The organism is Bradyrhizobium genosp. P (genome assembly GCF_049949265.1).
In the GTDB taxonomy this organism is placed as follows: domain Bacteria; phylum Pseudomonadota; class Alphaproteobacteria; order Rhizobiales; family Xanthobacteraceae; genus Bradyrhizobium.
The window spans coordinates 7,747,169-7,764,510 of sequence record NZ_CP188195.1; the positions used below are offsets into that span (position 1 = coordinate 7,747,169).

The following is a 17,342-nucleotide window of genomic DNA, read 5'->3' on the forward strand; positions in this document are numbered from 1 at the left end:
GCCGGCACAGCCTGTGGCATAGTCGTCTTGATGATCAGAGCCTTTTTATCAAGACATCCATCGGCCTAATCGGCGCGGATTCACCGCGCGCTCAAAAAAGAATTGTCTGTAACGGAACGACGATTGCGGTCGGCAGCATCGCTACACCGTCGATTCACGCGTGTCCTTGCGACCGTAATCCGGCGCTTCCGGACTGACCAACTCCCATCGGGATCATTCTTCCAACCATGGCGGACTTGGTTGTTGCCTTTCTGCGATCGCAGCTCTGAACCATTCTGGGTCGGCTAGCGGCTTTTACTTTGTTCGGGCGCTCTTTTTCAAAACGCGAGGATCGCAAGCATGAATACGACTGCGGCAGATGCCATTCGCTGGTTCAAGGTGCAGTTCTCGACAAGCGTTTCGAAGGCTTTCCAAGGAACACCGTTTAGCACGGACATGGCGGCCGCGATTGCGATGCAGGAGACGTTCTCGGATTGCTGGGGCCGCGTCTATCAAACGATGCCGGTCGGCACCGTCCTGCAGCTCTGCGTTGGCGACACGCTTGACTACCCAAAGCGCGGCGCGAGCGCCTTTCCGAAAGACAAGGCGAATCTGTGCCAGACCGCGGCCGGAGAAGAGATGTTCGGGATCGCGCGGCAGGCCCTGGAGGATATTGCCAAATACAACAATGATTACGCGGCTGCGGCGAGGAATCCGGACAAGTTCTGTCACGGCTTTGGTATTTTCCAGTACGACATCCAGCATTTCGAGGAGGCCTCCGGCAGGGATTTCTTCCTCAAGCAAGGATGGTACGATTTCGACCAGTGCGCTGCAAAGCTGACGGAAGAGCTCAAGCAGGCTTTGGTGACCGCGTACGGATCTCACAAGACCTCCCTCAACGACGGCGAGATGATGTATGTGGCCATCGCCTACAACAGCGGGCATGTGCGTGTTGGTGGGGGTCCGAAGCAGGGTTATCAGGACGACGACGGCAAGTACTACGGCGAGAACTTCCAGACTTATCTGGCATTGGCCCATTCGATCAGCAGCGCTGGCCCGTTGATTGCTGCCATCGCCGCGCCTCCGCCGTCTGCGCCCATGTTGCCGGCAGGACAGGCGCCGCTTCCCGCCCTTGCCCAGCACGCCCTCGCCATTATGGAGGTGCAGCAACGGAGCGGTTCGGTTCCCTCGAATGCGGCACAGCCCACAGCACTTGAAAAGCAGGTCGATCAGTTCTGCGACCTGATGACTGCGCTGGCCGGCGGCGCCAGCGCCCGTCAATTGGGACCCGTCAACGGCGCGCTCGGTCAAACGATCGGAAGAATGCTTGATGGAAAGAAGAGCGCCATCGGCATTGTCGGATCGATGGTAACCGCTGTCCTGCAGGCCGCTGGATCGGAACTCACGACCACCGTGCCGGTGGTCGGCTCGTTCAAGGAACTCGGGCAGGCCGCCTTGCCCATTTTCCTTGCGACGGCCGCATGGGGCGTTCTGGGCAAGATGGAGAAATGGTCGCCGCCATAGGCCCCATTAAGCACTGCCAGGGCGGCGTGAGGCAGGCCTGAATCGGAAAATTGCGTTGGGAGACGAAGCTCGTGCGAATGGTAGTGGCGTTGCGCGAGTTATCTCGCATGTGGCGTCAGAAGGCGCCGCGGGCAGCAAAAAGTCTGGGTCAGAGCTAGCCGGATTGGCCCGATGTGGGCCCTTGGACCAATTTCGCTTCCGAAGCGACCGGGCAACTCTTGCAACAAGAGGTTATTTATGATTGTATTTGTCATATAAAACCCGCATTACGTGTCCATTCATTGATCGAGCTTGCCCCACTTGAATTCCTTTGGCCCTTTTGAATATCCGAAAGTGCTGGGATGCGCTGGAGCCGTATGCCGGCCAATGGGTGTTTCACTATCCGATTTTTCTGAACACCTACTGTCTTGCCTTCCACCTGGGGCGCTTCCTCATCCATCATCACAAAGACAGGCAGCACGTGTCGAACGCGCTGCTTCGACAGGAGCACTGGGCTGCAACCGACGAAGTCGCCGAAGGCGCGCTGGTCGCCTCCTTTGGGGAAGGATCCAGATCGAATTGTTCATTGCCGGCGAAGATTTGATTGGGAAAGTTTGCGACGCGGCCGGCGGACGGGTTGAGAGGATTCCGTTCACTTCGCTCTGGCTGCGCTGGGTTCTGCTGCATCGCAAGAAGATTGCAGACGAACTGCGCATTGCACAACGCAGGGTCGACGTCAGCACCGACGGCTTGATCACGTTCATTCGTGAACACAACGTCAGGAGACTTTGTATCGTGATCGACGTGGGACCGACCGCGAACCAGTTCGTCACGGACCTCAGCCGCAGGCTCAGCCCTCATCAGGTCCAATTCGATGTTCGGGACTATTGGACGCGCGAAGAAGCGGATTTCTACGACCGAACGCCGAAATTATACGTTTTCAGTGCGCCCTTGCTGTCGCTCCTGAAGCAATCCGGGTCGAAATATTGCCTCATCGACGTCAGCGACGTCCCTCCGTTTGAAACCTACGGTGGAGCCTATGTCCGGGCCGGGAACGAGGGATAGGCTGTTGGCCGATGTGACGTCCGGCATCAGTGCGTATTTCCAGCAAGTGTTCCGCTTGGCAAAGGCCGCCGATACGCTCGATCGAACAGGAATTCCACCCTGGTGGCTGGGGGTCGAGATGCGACCGCGGCCCAAGCCATGATTTGCTGGTTTCTGGATCGTCGGCCCACATCATGCCCCTCCTCCACCCACACACCTAGATCTGCCGCAGCGTATGCTGCTTCAACGCATGGTCTGATCCAGTCGGCGCCTCGCAAGGGACCGAAGCTACCCTCACGGCTCGGAACATCGGGCGTCAAGCGTAGCCTGAGCTTTTCGAAGACTTGGAGCTCATCCGCTCATCCGGCCTCCCGCCGCCTCCGGTGGGATCGTCTGAGTTCATCGCGCATCCCCCTGACGCAACTAACCCGCCTTCGCATCAGTGGTTGGGCCGCATGCGCCGGCCGGGAACTTCTGCCCGAACCGCTCCCGCCCCCAACCGACTAGCAATAAGACGTAAGCACTTGTAACATTTCATGTTTCCGAGGTCCTGGGACGTCGATCGAGCGCTCTGAGCTCCTCCTGCGGGTCGACATCGCACGATGCGGCTGTCACAGAAATCTGGCGCTGCGGGATGGCAAGGCGACAACCGGATTGGTCGTTGCCGTGGTGGTGACCCGGACGGCGAAGAGTACTTGACAGGGGCGTTGCTAGGGGCAGAAGGGAACAAGCGGTATCACGCTCTAAATGTTGAGAAAAAGGCCAGCCTGCATCTTGAAATTGAGACCGCAGCGCGTATGTTCCGGTTGAGGAGAATTCCGATGAAGATGAAGCTCGCTTTCTACGCCCTGCTGTTGTCGACACTTTTCGCCAGTGTGGCTATGGCGAAGCCGATTTGACCTCCGCAGGTTTCCAGCTGCAGCGCTGACCGATTTCAGCTCGCACTGCTGCAATGAGTTGTTCAAGCCGTCGCTGCTGAGCGTCATCGAGTTCATTGTCGGTCTTTGTGTCCTCGATGTATTTGACAGCGCTGTTGGTATAGAAAAGCGCTGTATTGCACGACATTGTCGATGGCCTGTCTTCCCCTGAGAACAACACGGCCGAGAGCGCGACGGCCAGGTTTGCCTGGAGCATAAAGTCGGCGTCGATTAAGGCATGCTGCTCCGGCTTGCTGTTGGTCTTTGCATCCTTGGCCTCCGCCGAAGGCGCCTCATCTTCTTGGGGGCAAAGGAAGGTCTTTTCCTTCGTCAGTCGCTTGACCATCAGCGCATCGAGAGAGGTCACCGGGACGTTGTCCAATGCCATAGCGGGAGCATGAAGCCTTGTTTGCAGCATTGCGGCAAGATGACTGACTGCGTCAATCCAGTTCTCGCGCTCAGCCTCGGAGATTTCTCCCCCGTTTAGCGAAGCCTGCACAAAGATGTCGGCCTCTGCGGTCAGGGTCGCAAACAAGTTGCGCAGGAAAGTATCGTAAACTCCACGCATCTTATCCGGATGATCCAGGGGCTTGTCGTCCACGGCGTTGCAATCACCGGGCGCGTCCGTCTTCTCCTTCTCGGATTCAGGAATTCGGGCAGCGCTAAGCGACATCATCAAATTGGCGCCGGTTGTTGCGAATTCGATGTCGGTTCGCGCATCCGCGACGGCAATCGGTCCCGCCGTGTTCAGCCACGCGTCCGTGGTTTGATAAAACAGATTGATGATCCCGGGCGAGATCAATTCTGCCGAACGAGGAAAATCCTTGGTCATCTTGATCAGGAAGTCGGTCTTTTCCCGGTCGCCTGATATGAGGGCAATAAGATCCGAAACAGCGCCCGTGAAGTAGGAATCAAACACCACGACGGCAAGAACAGCGGGCTTGTCACGCTGCTGCTTTTTCATGATGGGTAGTGCGGCATCGTAATTACTCGCGATGACCTTGGCGTCCGTCTCGACGCGAGACGGATTGATGGCTTGAGCCGAACACTCCTGCGCAAGAGAGTTCACATGTCCGACAAACTCGTTTGCGTGCAGACTCAACTGCGCAAGAAACACCTGCAATTTGTCCTCGGCCGCAGCCTTGGTATCGGCATGAAGTTTGAGGAAAAAGTCCTCCCACACCACCGCATACGCTGTCAGTTCCCAATCCTTTGTGGCGGTACGGATGGCGTGAGCTTTGTTCAGACAGAGAAGCGCGGCAATCACCGGCTCCACGTAAGGTGCCAAACGTTCCGTGATAGCGCTCGTCTGCTTTTGAACCGGGCTCTGAAGCAGTGCACGAGCCCATCCGCGCGAGTTGTTCGCAAACAAGAACTTCTGTTCAAACTTCTCATACTGATGAAACGCAACCTGTTCGCGGAAATCCTTTAAATTCAGATGCGCTTCGCGCAAAGATGCGGTCGGAGCACGATCCGCAAAGGTGGCTTCGAACTCGCCTAGTTTCAAAGATTTCAGATATTGTAGCAGATCTGGCCTCAGGATCAGGGCAATTGCGGCAAGAATACCGATTGCGACGGCGCCCTGGAGCGCCCAGGCCGACTTTTCGCTTTCGCCAACCACGGCGCGGCCGAGACCACGGATTGCCTTGTCGATGTTTTCACGCTGCTGTTCAACGAAAAAGCCAACGATGCCGGCAAGCAGAACACACTGAACACGCACTCCCGTGAAGAACGCCTTGAGGCTGAGCAGGTACGTGAAGACGGCTGCGCGATCGGTCGCAGACGCGACGATCACGACGAGGATCGCGAGCGCAACTACGAGCACCAAGAACACAACTGCGAGCGCGAATTGGGCGTTGGGACTTAGCCGCCTCTGATTTGGCTGCGCGGAAGCCGATCGAACCAAACGGATCACCTTCGAAATCGTCCAGCCGATCACGCCGCCAGCAAGAAAATACCAAAACAAAAACATTCATTTACCCTTGAATGAGGTGCAGTTGGTCACGATGCGTCTGCAGGCAAAGGGTCGCGAGCACGGCACCTGCCCAGTTCCGGATCGTCAATCCGGCGGCCCCGCTCAAGCGGTTCTTTGCCATTGTGCAGCCCGTACCCTGGCTGATCCAATGTGCACCCAGGCTGAGGCGCTGATGGCGATGTCGATCGGCTTCGAGAGAGGTCAGAATCTTGGGCCCGAGCTGCGGCCATGAACGCGCGCCGCCGTGGCGACGCGATATGACGGCAAACCCAACGACGTTGGAATCCAGGAAGCGAGCTCTGGGCTCTTTGAAGGCTTTGCGATCGCCGGTCGTGGCCGGGGCGTCGTCCGGCTTGTCCGCGTGGCGCATCAATAGGTTCACACCACGCAACGTGGTATGCCTTCAATCATTAGCGAATAAATTGCAATGGTGATTGGGGTAGCATAACGCGATATTCGTCGGCGACGCAACCTAAACTTTCCCGCTGCGCGGCCTGCGGATGAAGCGCAGCCGCGTGGCGCTTGCCTCGCAATGGGAGAAGCAGGACCGGTCAAACCAAAATTTTGGGTGGGCTGATAGCGGCGGGCGCAACGCTGGATACCAACTGCGCCCCATCAGGGCGCTCCTGGCGGGGTAAGGCCGTGTAGCCAATCACAGGCTCGCTGGCCAACATGGCCGAAGCCCGGCATGCCGAACTTCACTCACATCAGCAGGAAGGTGAAAGAGGTGGTGCGAGCCGCTGGCCTGCGTCTCGTGCGACAGGCTGTCGTGTTCGGTGAGATTGACTATCGCACCTGCCAGCAGCTTGAGCGTCCAGCGGGCACGGCCCTTTGGGGGGCTGGCACAGGCGGTCGCCACCAGCAAGGCTTCTTCCTTGCCCGTGAGTTTGCGCTCCGCTCCGGGACGCGGCTCTTCGCTCAGCGCCCGCTCCAGATTGCCTTCCACGAAGCGTCGCTTGGTCCGGTACACGGTCGAGCCGCTCACGCCAACGCTCCTGGCGATCTCCTCGTCGCCGGCCGCGGCATCGGCAGCCAGCAAAATCTGTGCTCGCTTGAGCTTGCGGGACGCATGCTTGCCGCCGCTAAGCAGCGCCTTGAGTTCGGTCCGCTCGACTTGGCTGAGTTCGACCCGATAGCGTACATTCATGCCTGCCTCCTTGATCGAGGCACGCACGAACAACTGAATCGGATGGCCGGCGTGAGTCCTTCGGCAAAAGCCTTCACGCCCAAACAGGGGCAGTACCTCGCCTTCATCCACCTCTATACGCGTCTGCACCGCAGACCCCCGGCGGAAACCGACATGCGAGAGTATTTTCGCGTCACCCCGCCTTCGGTTCACCAAATGGTGCTCTCGCTCGAGCGAGGCGGCCTCATCAAAAGGCAGCCCAGGACACCTCGTAGTATCGAAGTCCTCGTTGATCCCAACCACCTGCCGGAGCTAATCTGACCGCCGACCCAACCCGTCAAAATCACTGTGCAGAGCCACTAGAAGCGATGGGCGAAGTCTGCTTGCGACATGTTTGCCGCCGCCCTATCCACTTCACTTTGCGTCTATCGACGACTTCCACTCTCCTGGCGTCAGCCTCTTCTTGGCAGCGTCATGTGGCCGGTTAAGCAGCGAAATCAGTAGCAGCATCGTGCCCGACATAAACTTTCTTCGGGCATCAGCATCTTTATCGCGCGCAGGAACGACCAGGTTGCCGCAGAGGTCTCTCACCCTGTCGGTCTTGAACGCGACTTCAACTCGATGGGCAAATTTATTTCTCACCTTGCGTAAGGTGTCGCACTGCTTTGCCTCCGCGTCAGTAATTAGCCCGAGCGCGTGGCAGCCGGTAATTCGAGTGCTCAGCGTTCCGAATGGAGCGTTGAATCCGCTGAGGAGCTTGTCGTTGCTTTCGTTCCTCAGCATGAAGGCTGCAAGCGCGTCTGTGAGTAGCTTATCCAGAAAGGACGTTGCGACCAGCGCCACGCCGCGGTCGGTCTCCCCATTCAGCTCTTCGAGAGCGGCGAGAAATCCCTTGTAGTGCGGGTCTTTCTCCCAAATTTCATCACGGCCAACAGCGTATGTTTCCGCCCAGTCGGGCACTTTCTCGGTCAACAAGGATCTCCGGTCGGTCAAGGCACGTCGCCGACCTTCCTACTACCACCAATTGAATGGGGAGGATTCTAAAAATATTGCCGGTTACCCATGGCCGCTTCAGCAGATTGGTCGATCGCCACGATATTTGTCTGGACGTACTGATAACACCAACCTTCCTGCAAAGCGATGTTGCGGCGCTTCGCCAGAGCGTCGAGGAAGGGCGGGTTAGCACTCCGATATCAGCTCGCAAGCTATCGAGAATGGCGGCGGTCGGCGCAATTTTCGCCCACATACTCTGATCCGGGTAGTCGTTTAGTCCGTACGCTTACCGGAGGCGTTCTGACTGCAGAGAAACAACAATTCGTCGGCTCTAAAATTGCGAAGACCCGGCGTGGCGACAAAAGCGGAAAAGGCCGCACAGAGAGGCCAGCCGGCATGCCGGCTTGGGGCACCGGGCGATGCGCTTGCCACCTCAGGCGTGCCGACCGATATTTTCTCCTCAGGTTCCTCATTTGCCGAGGTCGTGCTGTCGTTCCACGCTGACGCGCTGGCGCTCACGATGTCGATGGGCACTCCGGTCCGAGGGCAGTGATAGCGGCGCCGGCACTTGCAGGCGGCCCCGGGCCCGAGTGCCCCCGGCGAGACATTCAATGCTCTCTTGCGCGAGGGATCGTTACCCGAAGGACCGAGATAAAGGCTTGGTGAGCGCGCTCATAGAGCCCGCTCCTCACGGACGCGCCAGCTTCACGAGACATACGCGCGTCTAAAGTTTGCGCCACTTGTCCCTGCCTGGTCCGATGTCCCGCACGCGTTCAACGTGGATCGTGGCGTCATGATCAATGACCCTGGCTCTATCAATCGCTTCGGCCTGTGTATCGGCTGTTGCGCTCGCGCGATCTGCATTGGGTCGCAGCACATTGTAGCGACCATCGGACCGTTGCTCGATAAAGAACTCATTCCTGCTCATCTTCTTTTCCTCTTTGCTTGGGTAAGGAGTGACCAAGACAGCAGCCGTTTCGCTTGCGTCGGGCGAGTCGTTGACAAGTCGGCATCATCACGAACGTCGGACGGCGACCCCAGATACGGCCGAAGGCCGCGAGGTTATTTCGCAGCCTCCAGCGTATATTCGGTTTCGACTGTGATGCTCCCGACATAGCCCGGAAACTTGCTCTGCTGCTCGTCCTTCAGTGCCTTGTGCGAATAGTCGGGATTTGACGAATAGATGTGGACCTTGTCACCATTGAGACCGAAGGTGATGTCGCCGGCCTTGTTCTGGGTGATGACCTTGTAGCCAGTGTAGTAGTGCAGATGCCGGGATGCCGCCTCGCCGATCACAATGATCTGCGGGTCGAGTTTTTCGAGCCAGGCATCAGGTATCTTTCCTGACTTGCGGCCGTGATGAGCCGCGAACACCACCGTCGTCTTGGTGAGATCGATGTCATCGGTGATCTTGTCCATAAATTCGGTCTCGAGATCGCCGAGCCAGAGGAAGCTCGCGCCGCCGACCATTGAGTAGCGTATGATCGCAGACATATTGTTGAAGCTCAGGCCCGCTTCGCCGTCCGCGAGCGCGTCCTTGAAATGCTGGTTGGACGTGTCGGGCCACAAGATGCTGATCCCGGCAGCTTTGCGTTCGTCATTGCTCTGGTTCATCCAGCGCCGGGAACAGTCCTTGTAGATGTAGAAAGCCTTTTCAGTGTCGTCACGCAGCTTGCAATAATGCTTGAACGATTCGGTTTCATCATCCTTGATGACCTCGTTTTTGACGACGTAGAAGTTCCTGATCGGCATTTCGGCGTCAAGCCGTTCGATACCGCCGAAATGATCGTCGTCCGGATGGGTAGAGATGAACCGCGTAATGCTCTTGTCTGCCGATTGCTCCTTAAGCTCAGCGATGATCGCGTCCGCATTTTCATCATTCAGATCGCAGTCGATGATCGTGAAGTTATCGGTGTTGTGTCTGATGTAATAGGTATCGCCATTCCCGACGGCGAAGCTCTTGATATGGGCCAATTTATCCCTCCGCTCGTCTCGAATGAATGTCTTAAGAGGCTTGTACGCGTTTGGCGCGCGGCTTGGCTGGTGCGGGCTGCTTTCGGAGGTAAGGCGATTCAAAGCAAAGCAGGAGTTGCCGGGCATAAGTGCAGGCAGCCTCGGTAACAGCCGCTCTCGTCGAGAACACCAGCAGATAGCAGGCGTGCAAAAACGCGATCACGAACACAGGCGTGAGCTCAGGATCGGCTTTCGCCGGCCAGTGAAAGACATATTGGCCGATGCAACCGGCCACGATCAGCACGTTCACGACCAGCGCGATCCATTTCAGGGCGTAGAGGTTGCGCCGGTAGCCGTAACTGATGTTCTCGTTGAACAGGATGTCGAATTTCTTCTGATTTCGCGTATTCTCGCGAAGCCAGTCTCCGGCTCGCTTGTAGAACGCGTCGGCGGCTTCCGGATCCTGAGCTTCCTGCGCTGGGGTCGGCGCGGCCTCGGAAATCTTGGCCGCGAGAAACGCATGCATCCGGAGCTTTGTCGCCGCGTCGAAAGCGGCATCGCGATGGCGCAGCATGGTGATGCTTGGTAACCCGCCCATCGCCTCGATCAGTCTGGGCTCAATGGCCTTGCCGCGCCGCCGGGCAGCGTCCGCGAAGGCCAGCAGCAGCACGGCGAGCGCGGTCCCGGCGATACCATGTACCAGCCTGATCTCGGTACCCGACGTCACCACCACCCAGGCCAACGCCAGCGCTGGAGCAGCGGCGATGACGGCGGGGAACAAGCGCGCAAACAACGTGTACTTGTCGAACTTGGGCATTATCCTAATCATCCTCAACATCCGGGTTGAAAGGAATGACGTGGGCATCGACGACGCCGGCGCGCCGGTCATACCCGTTGACGAAATTGATCCAGGAGAGACGGGTGGCGTGGATCTTGTAACCGCGTCGTGTGAAGGCGTTGGCGACCTTCCTGCGAGGATAGATGTCCGCGTTCTTGCCGATCGAGGCGACGGCGTAACCCCGATCGGCCGCCGGATAGGTGCCCAGCCAGCGGTTCAAAACGGCTGGCGTGACATTCCGCCGGCTGCCATGGTGGGGAATCTGAACCAGATCGGGCTGGATCAGCAGACTGGTTTTTTCGGCATACTCGGCCGCTTCGGCGAGACCTTCGGGCCCGGCATCGGCGGTAAGCAAAATATGCTTGCCGTCGATCAATGCCCATTGCACGACCGAGGTCTCATTCGATGCAGATGTCGCCGGCGGGTTATTGTCGAGGGTCTCGAAATCGATGCGTTCCAGCACCTTCTCCGCCACATCAGCGATCCTGCGCAAGATCCCGCCAAAACCCTTGGCCCCGTCTGCGGCATAGGAAGGTGGTGTCTTGTCGAGATCGGGGATCAGCTGCACGTAGCGGGCGCGGCTCGGCGCCAACACGGTGAACGGGCCGATCACAGCGCCCTGCAGCGGCGCCCGGATCGCGATGCCGCGCCGTAGCGCGATCTCCTCCATCTCGACCAGATAGGGGTGCATCTCGCGCATTCGCTTGATGAGACCGTCGCGCGTATAGGCGCCATGGAAGCTGCCGATGACCTCGTCGACGTAGTCCCAGGGCCGGTTCATCCAGAGCGTCGAGATGGTGAAACGTGGATGCTCGAGCACTTGAATCAAGCCGGCGGCATGATCGTTGTCGGCATGCGAGAGCGTGACGTTGGCGATATTCGCCGGCCTCGCGTAGTAGCGTTCGACATGGTCGATAATCTGGTCGCCCGTATCGGCGAAGCCGCCGTCGACGATGTTGATAGAAAACGGACTGTCCTTGGTGACGCCCCAGCGAAGGATGATGGCGTCGCCGTTGCTGTCGCCAGCACGAAGAAAATCGATCTCGTAAGGCAAGGCACACCCCCGCGTTCGGCCGCCTTGTGAGGCGGTCGGCGTCAGCTTGAAAAGTCGGAGAGTCTCGTTCGAGTGATCCCCACTAGGTGGCGAACAATTTGGGAACGAAAGGGAACTATTCAAGAGGCTATGCAGGAGAATTTTCTAAAAGAGAGCAAGATTCTCGGCCGAAAATCGCCATTAAAGGGATTACATAAGGACAATAATACTGACCGTTATTTTACCGGGACGATGAAGGTTCCCAAGAACACAGGGCATCTTTGGAGCGATTAAAGCCCATAACGCAATCGCTGTCGTTGTTTGGCAACGCCTGGCAGCGGTCGCATAGCGCGCCGCTTAAGGAATCTAGCGTCCGGCGTGGACGCGCATGCGCTCGATTTCGCTCCGGTTGTAATCGATGTCCGGCCATGTTCAGTCCTTCAGATTTTGGCCGGCTTTGGATGCGGAAATACAGGGGCGCGCTGCCTCGGCCAGAAAAGTCGTGGATGCCCCGTTACATGGCGTAAATGACGAACTCACCGGCTCCAGAATGCCGATGTCGCCTTGAACCGCCGCCATCTCCTGCGCAGCGTTTTCGCCACCGCAATCTGATCGCGGGCTTGCCAGCCGGCCACCGCGCCGATGGCGAGACTAAGCGCAGGCTGGTCTTCCTGCTGGATCGTATCGAGCAGGACGCGGGTGCTTGCGATGTCGCGCGCGTGTCCGAGAACGGCCTGGAGTTTGGCGAGCCGCCTCACGTAGCGTTTCGCGGGAGCATGGGTGGCATAAATCGGCAGGGAGAACTCCGCCGCATAGCGCAACTTCTTGAGGTCGATTCTGAGATTGTGTTGCGCACCGATGTTGAGCTGCCGAAAATGCGCGCCACGCTTGAGCGCCTTGCGATGCAATCGTGTCAGAATTCTATCGGCGAGTGCCTGCATCGGTTGCGACAGGACGGCCAGCGCTTCGCTGTCGATCTCGTTGCGCCAGCCGCGGCGTTCTACCAGGCGCCCCAGCGAGAGCAGGAAACGGCTGCACCAGGGATCGGCAAGAACGGTCTGCAAGGTGCCGTAGCTCGACTTGCGCCGCCGTTCGACCGCCTCGCGCAGACCGCCGAGCTCGACATCCGGAGCCGCCACAGCCAGCCGAGCGATGGTCGTCTTTGCGAAAACATCCCATTCCCGAGCCGGGCCGAGCTGCTGCATCAGCCACCGCGCTTCGCTGTTGAGCACCTGGTATGCCGGGGAGGGAATATCGCGCCGGAATAGCGCACAGATCGTCCGCAAACGGCGCAAGGCGACGCGCATCTGGTGGACGCCTTCCGGGTCCGATCCCGCCTCCGCCACCACGTGATTCTTCAGAAGATGACGCCAGCAGGACCGCACCAGGAGTGCAATGACGTCGTCGGTCACACGCTCGGCGGTCATGCCGGACAATTCGGCTTTGGCCGCGGGCTGCACAACGTCGAATGCGAGCGCATAGCCACGTTCCGCCTTGCTGCGCGTGCCGACCTTGAGCGGCGTGGCGTCGAGCAGCTGCGTTCCGAGATCGAACAGGACGCCGGCATTGCTGCTCTTCAATTCGAGTTCGATTTCGGACATGGCTTCCTGGCGCGCACCGGCCTCGATCGTCCCCTCGTCGAAGACGATTTCAACCGACGCGCCGGGCAGGTCGAGCTGCCGCGCGTGCCGGTGAACCTTCGTTGCAAAAACCGGCACCAGCGCGTCGTTGGTCACCATCGTCATTGGATCGCCGATCTCGTCGATGGGGAGCTGCGCCAGATCAGGGCCGACGCCGGCGACCGGCGCTTCCGACTGCCGTCGCATCAGAAGTTGCGCGCCGTTGGGTGAGAGCTTTAGCGTCTGGATGAAGTGTTTGCCGCTGCGTCGCACGCGCAGCGACATGCCATGTTGGAAGAGCAGCCGCTCCGGCGTGTCGTAATACACCGTTTCCAGCCGGTGAAACGCGCCCCGGTTGCGTGCATGCTGCACAATAACGGGCAGCTCCGCAGTTTTCGAGGGATCCTTGCGGTGCAAGCAGCTTGAGTTCGATTTCGGCGTGCTCACCCGGCCGTACGGCAATGGCGGCGCCGGAATCGTTCACGACTGGCGGCCGCGCGTTCAATGAGATCTCCATCGGAGATGGGTTATGAAGGTTTTATGACAATGGCGAGGCATATCCAAGCTATCCAAGGGTATGAATCCGCAAATTGACGCGAAGGCCCGCGCGGTGAGGTTGTCTGCCGCCCTGATGCTGCTAGCCCAAGTCGGGCAACGCCTCGCTTCGGCAGGGCCAGACCAAGAGGAGAGTTCTTGCTCCGTCGCGGCTGACAGTTGGGACCCGCTCGGTCGCGAAGCGCGTAACTATTCTCTGCCCTTATTCGGAACCCGAAAGGAGACGGACACGTGTGGGACCGCTGGGCCCGTTCGCTTAATCGAGCCAGCGAGGCCGCTGTTTCGAACCTAAACCTTTGTGAGCTTGCGAATATCTAGGGCCGCCGACAGCACAAACCAGAAAATCGTTCCGGTTCGGACACGGCGTCCGCCGACCTGTTTACCCGCAGGCAGATCGGCTATCCCGCCGCTCACAACAGGCTTCTTTCAGGTTCAGCTCTGTCCGGTAAACACGGCGCCCGAATCCACAACGTGATCGGCGGCTCGCATCCTATTTGCACTCTTAACTAGCCGAATTCCCTACATTTAATGCGAGCGCTTTTCGCCTTCGTTCTTCTCTGCTCCTATGTCCCATCGACTTCGATCAAGGGAGCAGAAAGTGGCGAGGCGTCGCGGACTTATGCATTTTCGTCCGTCGATTGGCACACAGCGGATGGTGCCGCCCTATTCCTCGACCGAGGTCGCGACGGCGATAGGTGTTTCACTAGATACATTCTATCGCACGCGCCGCCTCCGGCACGAGCGCGACGGCTTGCCGCCGCCGATCAGCGAGCGCGGGCCGCTTAAATGGGAACGCACCGGCTTCGACGCCTGGCTTACACGACATCATCCCATGCGCCCGAAGACGATCGCTAATGACACGTTCGCGCCACCGCCAGCAGCAAGCGACGACGAACATCGCGAGCGGTTAAAGACGGCCTACGGACACCGCGGCGCTTGACAGACGAGATCGTGCTAGATTCCAATGGGTGCGATCTCTTACTGGCACCAAGGCTTTCCATGGCCGATCCAAAATTTCCCTATGTGAAGTGGCGTGACGGCCGTCCACGCTCATCGCATGGCGCTTATGCCAGGGCACTCGGCTTTGTCGATGCCGACTTGCGCCATCCGCCCTATGATGAAAAAGGCCGCCCGGTAGGCGCGTGGTTCGATGTTCAAGAGGCCTCGGATTTTTCCGACAAACGAGAGTCGGAAATCGAAGCGGCGCGCCGCGCTGGTAAATTGCCGACAAAGATTACGGTTCGGAAGCGCGCCACGATCGAAGATCTTCTGGACGATTGGAGCAAATCGGCCGAGTTCAAGGTGCTGTCGGCCGCGTCGCAGTCCTCCTATCGAAAGTGCATCTCCGCTATCCTCTATCGGCCGCAGACGCGCGATGCCGCTGCGAAGATGCGTGCTGAAATCCGCGCTGCGAAGCTACTCGGAGTGGCAGAGCCCGCTCGCGAAGTCGAGGCGATCGCGACTGCCACGCCAACGTCAATCGGCAAGCCGGAGCTCCGAGCGTTCTATAACTATGCAAAATCGGTACGTGGTCATCATATGGCGCTGGCGATGATCGCGACGCTCTCCGCCGCATTCACCTGGGGGCAGGAAAGCATCCTGTGGCGCCTGGGACCCAACCCGCGAGAAGACATGGAGTTCGATCATCCGGACGGTCGCATCGTGCTGGTCGCGATGTCCGAATTTTCCGCTTGGGTCGCCGCGGCCGATGCAATCCAACGGGCCTCGATCGGCGACAGCTTCTATCTCGCGCTGTTCACCGGGCAGCGCCAGACCGACCGTCTGATTATGCGTAACGAGAGCGGCATCGAGGGAAGGCACGCGTTCCGACAGAGCAAGACTGGCGAACTCGTCGACATCAAAGAGGCGCCACAGCTCAGCGCACGGCTAAACGCCTCGCGCGTGCGAATAAAGGGGCTCAAATTGCGCCTTCAGCTCGAGAAGGTGCCGCTCGAACTCGTCGTCAACGAAGACAATGGTGAGCCTTATGACGAGAACACCTATCGCCATTGGGTCTCGACCGCGCGCGCTGTCGCCGTGTTCGGCTTTCTCGCACGCGATACCGTTCGCCAGGCAATCGTTCGCGCAGAGCAGCTGAGCACCGAACTGATCGGAAACGTCGACAAGCTGTTCGCGGCCTTTTCGCTTGATGGAGAGAACAAGGCGCAGCGTGCCCGCGCGGTCGATCAGCGCAAGCGGGTGTTGGCGGAATGGCTGAATGCGCAAGCGACGCGCGACGGCAATGGCGATGAGACGGCATGGCGCCTGAAGCCGTGCCCTGCGCTGATGTTCGTCAACGGCGCCGGCAAACTAGACCAGAAGCACGACCAAGACCTGCGCGATACGTGCGTTATGCTGCTCGATCGCGCCGGCTGCGACCTGTTGACGATCTGCGACATCACCGGGCACTCGTACCGAAGCGCGCAGACCATCGTGAAGCACTACCGCGCCCGCAATGTGGATCGCGCCGATTCCGGCATCGACCGGCTCCAATTGCAGGTGCGCAAGGAAGGTATGAAGGGCTGATCGCAGAGCGGTTGAATCTCATTTCGGCGCCGGCTTGTAGCCATGCACGATGCCGTGATGCTTAGCGTAGTAATATTCGGGATTGCTGGCATGGCGAAGGCATCCCGTCGATCGCCGTGCCAAGCGCCACGAACGTCTCGCAACGCAGCCTGATTCGCAGGGGCGCTGTAGCGCCCCCCATCAGCGCCAACACCTAGTCAAGCACAATCTACGCCCGGCGCTCCGCTTCCTTTTAGGGACGATATTCCTACAATCCTTCCGGCTATCGACGGTTCCCGCGTGCCTGATTCCGGGTGAGAACGGGAGCATCGTCAACTCGTCGCACGGCGTGCGACGTACGACCACGAAAAACGTCGCACGACCACACTTTGTTCTATCAGTGAAAATGAAAAAAGCCCCGCAGGGCCAACCTCTTGAGGGTGGTGGGCGCACCAGGGCTCGAACCTGGGACCCGCTGATTAAGAGTCAGCTGCTCTACCAACTGAGCTATGCGCCCGGAACTTGTCCGGAAGTGACCCTTGCAAGAGGGCCGTCGTTTAGCAAAGCGATCCCGGGATGTCCAGCAAACCGGAGCAAGTTTTCCCGTCTTTTGGCAGCGCCCCCGACAAATCAAAAGCCGTCGGATTCCGGCGGCTTTTCCAAGGGTTAGTAAGGATGCCGCAGCCGGCTCTCAGAGCCGGCCCGAGCGCTCCTGATCCGGCCCGCTGTCGCGGTCGAAATGGTCGCGACCACGGTCGTCGCCGCGGTCCCAGCGGTCCCCGCCGCCCTCGCGGTGGCGCCGCCAGCCCTCGGCCCCGAAACGATGTTCCATGTGGGTCAGGATGGTCAGCCGCCGTTTCTGGTTGTCGTCGAGCGTCTTGTAGAGCGGATCGGCGGCATCGGCGATCTTCTTCAGCCCGGTCGCGGTCGCCCCCATGTTGTCGGCGCGCTCGCGCAGGCGCGCGACGGGATCATCGGGCTTCTCGGCCTTGTCGGCGTCGTTCTTGTCCGCGGTCATCCGCGCATTGGCGCGATCCATCCGCATCTTGGCGAAGTCGCGTACCGCGGCTTCGACCGGCGGCCACAACTTCTCCTGATCCGCCGTCAGCTTCAGCCCGGCATGGACGGCGGCGATGCGCGCGTCGAGGAAGGCGGCCCTGTCCTCAGGGCTCATCCGCACGTGATCGTGCGACCATGGACGTTGCTGGGCATAGACCACAGTCGAACCGGCAATCGCGAGCGCCGCGATACCGGCAAGCAGAACTTTCTTCATACGAACCTCCTTTGAAGGTTGCTTGAAGA

General features: G+C 59.1%; 17 protein-coding genes, 1 tRNA gene and 1 pseudogene. 8 read left to right on the top strand and 11 right to left on the bottom strand.

The features are described from left to right. Positions 1–339 precede the first annotated feature (339 nt). The 5 genes from ACP2YO_RS37180 (at position 340) to ACP2YO_RS37200 (ending at position 3,425) form a co-directional block, all read left to right on the top strand. Positions 340–1,503 carry a hypothetical protein gene (locus tag ACP2YO_RS37180; RefSeq protein ID WP_426436031.1) on the top strand — a complete coding sequence of 388 codons (1,164 nt, stop codon included), beginning with the start codon at positions 340–342 and terminating at the stop codon, positions 1,501–1,503. A 310-nt stretch (positions 1,504–1,813) separates the two neighbouring features. Next, the gene (locus tag ACP2YO_RS37185; RefSeq protein ID WP_426436032.1) at positions 1,814–2,086 is read left to right on the top strand and encodes a hypothetical protein; all 273 of its coding nucleotides are present in this window, start codon (positions 1,814–1,816) and stop codon (positions 2,084–2,086) included. Further along, positions 2,062–2,547, top strand: a complete 486-nt coding sequence (locus ACP2YO_RS37190; protein WP_426436033.1) for a hypothetical protein — start codon at positions 2,062–2,064, stop codon at positions 2,545–2,547. Before ACP2YO_RS37185 ends, ACP2YO_RS37190 begins: the two co-directional genes overlap by 25 nt. Before the next feature lie 4 nt (positions 2,548–2,551). Continuing rightward, positions 2,552–2,689: a hypothetical protein gene (locus tag ACP2YO_RS37195; RefSeq protein WP_426436034.1), complete on the top strand. Its 138-nt coding sequence runs from the start codon at positions 2,552–2,554 to the stop codon at positions 2,687–2,689. A 439-nt stretch (positions 2,690–3,128) separates the two neighbouring features. After that, a complete protein-coding gene (locus ACP2YO_RS37200; protein WP_426436035.1) occupies positions 3,129–3,425 on the top strand; it encodes a hypothetical protein in 297 nt (98 codons plus the stop codon). Here the strand turns inward: ACP2YO_RS37200 and ACP2YO_RS37205 are convergent. The 4 genes and pseudogenes from ACP2YO_RS37205 to ACP2YO_RS37220 form a co-directional block, all read right to left on the bottom strand. Further along, positions 3,406–5,415: a hypothetical protein gene (locus ACP2YO_RS37205; protein ID WP_426436036.1), complete on the bottom strand. Its 2,010-nt coding sequence runs from the start codon at positions 5,413–5,415 to the stop codon at positions 3,406–3,408. The genes ACP2YO_RS37200 and ACP2YO_RS37205 overlap by 20 nt on opposite strands. 4 nt (positions 5,416–5,419) lie before the next feature. Then, positions 5,420–5,788, bottom strand: coding sequence for a hypothetical protein (locus ACP2YO_RS37210; protein WP_426436037.1), 369 nt, complete (start codon positions 5,786–5,788; stop codon positions 5,420–5,422). Between the two features lie 378 nt (positions 5,789–6,166). Further along, positions 6,167–6,565 (bottom strand): annotated as a pseudogene (locus tag ACP2YO_RS37215) (helix-turn-helix domain-containing protein); the annotation flags it as partial. Between the two features lie 393 nt (positions 6,566–6,958). Further along, complete coding sequence (locus tag ACP2YO_RS37220; RefSeq protein WP_426436038.1) at positions 6,959–7,516, bottom strand: transcriptional regulator; 558 nt, start codon at positions 7,514–7,516, stop codon at positions 6,959–6,961. A gap of 373 nt (positions 7,517–7,889) precedes the next feature. On the opposite strand from ACP2YO_RS37220, the gene ACP2YO_RS37225 reads away from it, so the two are divergent. Beyond that, on the top strand, positions 7,890–8,090 hold the full coding sequence (locus ACP2YO_RS37225) for a hypothetical protein (RefSeq protein WP_426436039.1): 201 nt from the start codon (positions 7,890–7,892) through the stop codon (positions 8,088–8,090). A gap of 171 nt (positions 8,091–8,261) precedes the next feature. On the opposite strand, the gene ACP2YO_RS37230 is transcribed toward ACP2YO_RS37225, so the two are convergent. The 5 genes from ACP2YO_RS37230 to ACP2YO_RS37250 form a co-directional block, all read right to left on the bottom strand. Beyond that, positions 8,262–8,465 carry a DUF2188 domain-containing protein gene (locus ACP2YO_RS37230; RefSeq protein WP_426436040.1) on the bottom strand — a complete coding sequence of 68 codons (204 nt, stop codon included), beginning with the start codon at positions 8,463–8,465 and terminating at the stop codon, positions 8,262–8,264. 134 nt (positions 8,466–8,599) lie between these two features. Continuing rightward, positions 8,600–9,511, bottom strand: a complete 912-nt coding sequence (locus tag ACP2YO_RS37235; protein WP_426436041.1) for a ComEC/Rec2 family competence protein — start codon at positions 9,509–9,511, stop codon at positions 8,600–8,602. 31 nt (positions 9,512–9,542) lie between these two features. Then, positions 9,543–10,307 carry a hypothetical protein gene (locus ACP2YO_RS37240; protein ID WP_426436042.1) on the bottom strand — a complete coding sequence of 255 codons (765 nt, stop codon included), beginning with the start codon at positions 10,305–10,307 and terminating at the stop codon, positions 9,543–9,545. A gap of 4 nt (positions 10,308–10,311) precedes the next feature. Further along, on the bottom strand, positions 10,312–11,382 hold the full coding sequence (locus ACP2YO_RS37245) for a hypothetical protein (protein ID WP_426436043.1): 1,071 nt from the start codon (positions 11,380–11,382) through the stop codon (positions 10,312–10,314). A gap of 515 nt (positions 11,383–11,897) precedes the next feature. Next, a complete protein-coding gene (locus ACP2YO_RS37250; RefSeq protein WP_426436044.1) occupies positions 11,898–13,352 on the bottom strand; it encodes a CHAD domain-containing protein in 1,455 nt (484 codons plus the stop codon). A gap of 835 nt (positions 13,353–14,187) precedes the next feature. On the opposite strand from ACP2YO_RS37250, the gene ACP2YO_RS37255 reads away from it, so the two are divergent. Next, positions 14,188–14,475 carry a hypothetical protein gene (locus ACP2YO_RS37255; RefSeq protein WP_426436045.1) on the top strand — a complete coding sequence of 96 codons (288 nt, stop codon included), beginning with the start codon at positions 14,188–14,190 and terminating at the stop codon, positions 14,473–14,475. A gap of 59 nt (positions 14,476–14,534) precedes the next feature. Further along, complete coding sequence (locus ACP2YO_RS37260) at positions 14,535–16,061, top strand: hypothetical protein (protein WP_426436046.1); 1,527 nt, start codon at positions 14,535–14,537, stop codon at positions 16,059–16,061. A 420-nt stretch (positions 16,062–16,481) separates the two neighbouring features. Here the strand turns inward: ACP2YO_RS37260 and ACP2YO_RS37265 are convergent. Next, positions 16,482–16,557, bottom strand: a tRNA-Lys gene (locus ACP2YO_RS37265). Positions 16,558–16,731: 174 nt separating this feature from the next. Beyond that, positions 16,732–17,313 carry a Spy/CpxP family protein refolding chaperone gene (locus ACP2YO_RS37270; RefSeq protein ID WP_426436047.1) on the bottom strand — a complete coding sequence of 194 codons (582 nt, stop codon included), beginning with the start codon at positions 17,311–17,313 and terminating at the stop codon, positions 16,732–16,734. Between the last annotated feature and the right edge of the window lie 29 nt (positions 17,314–17,342).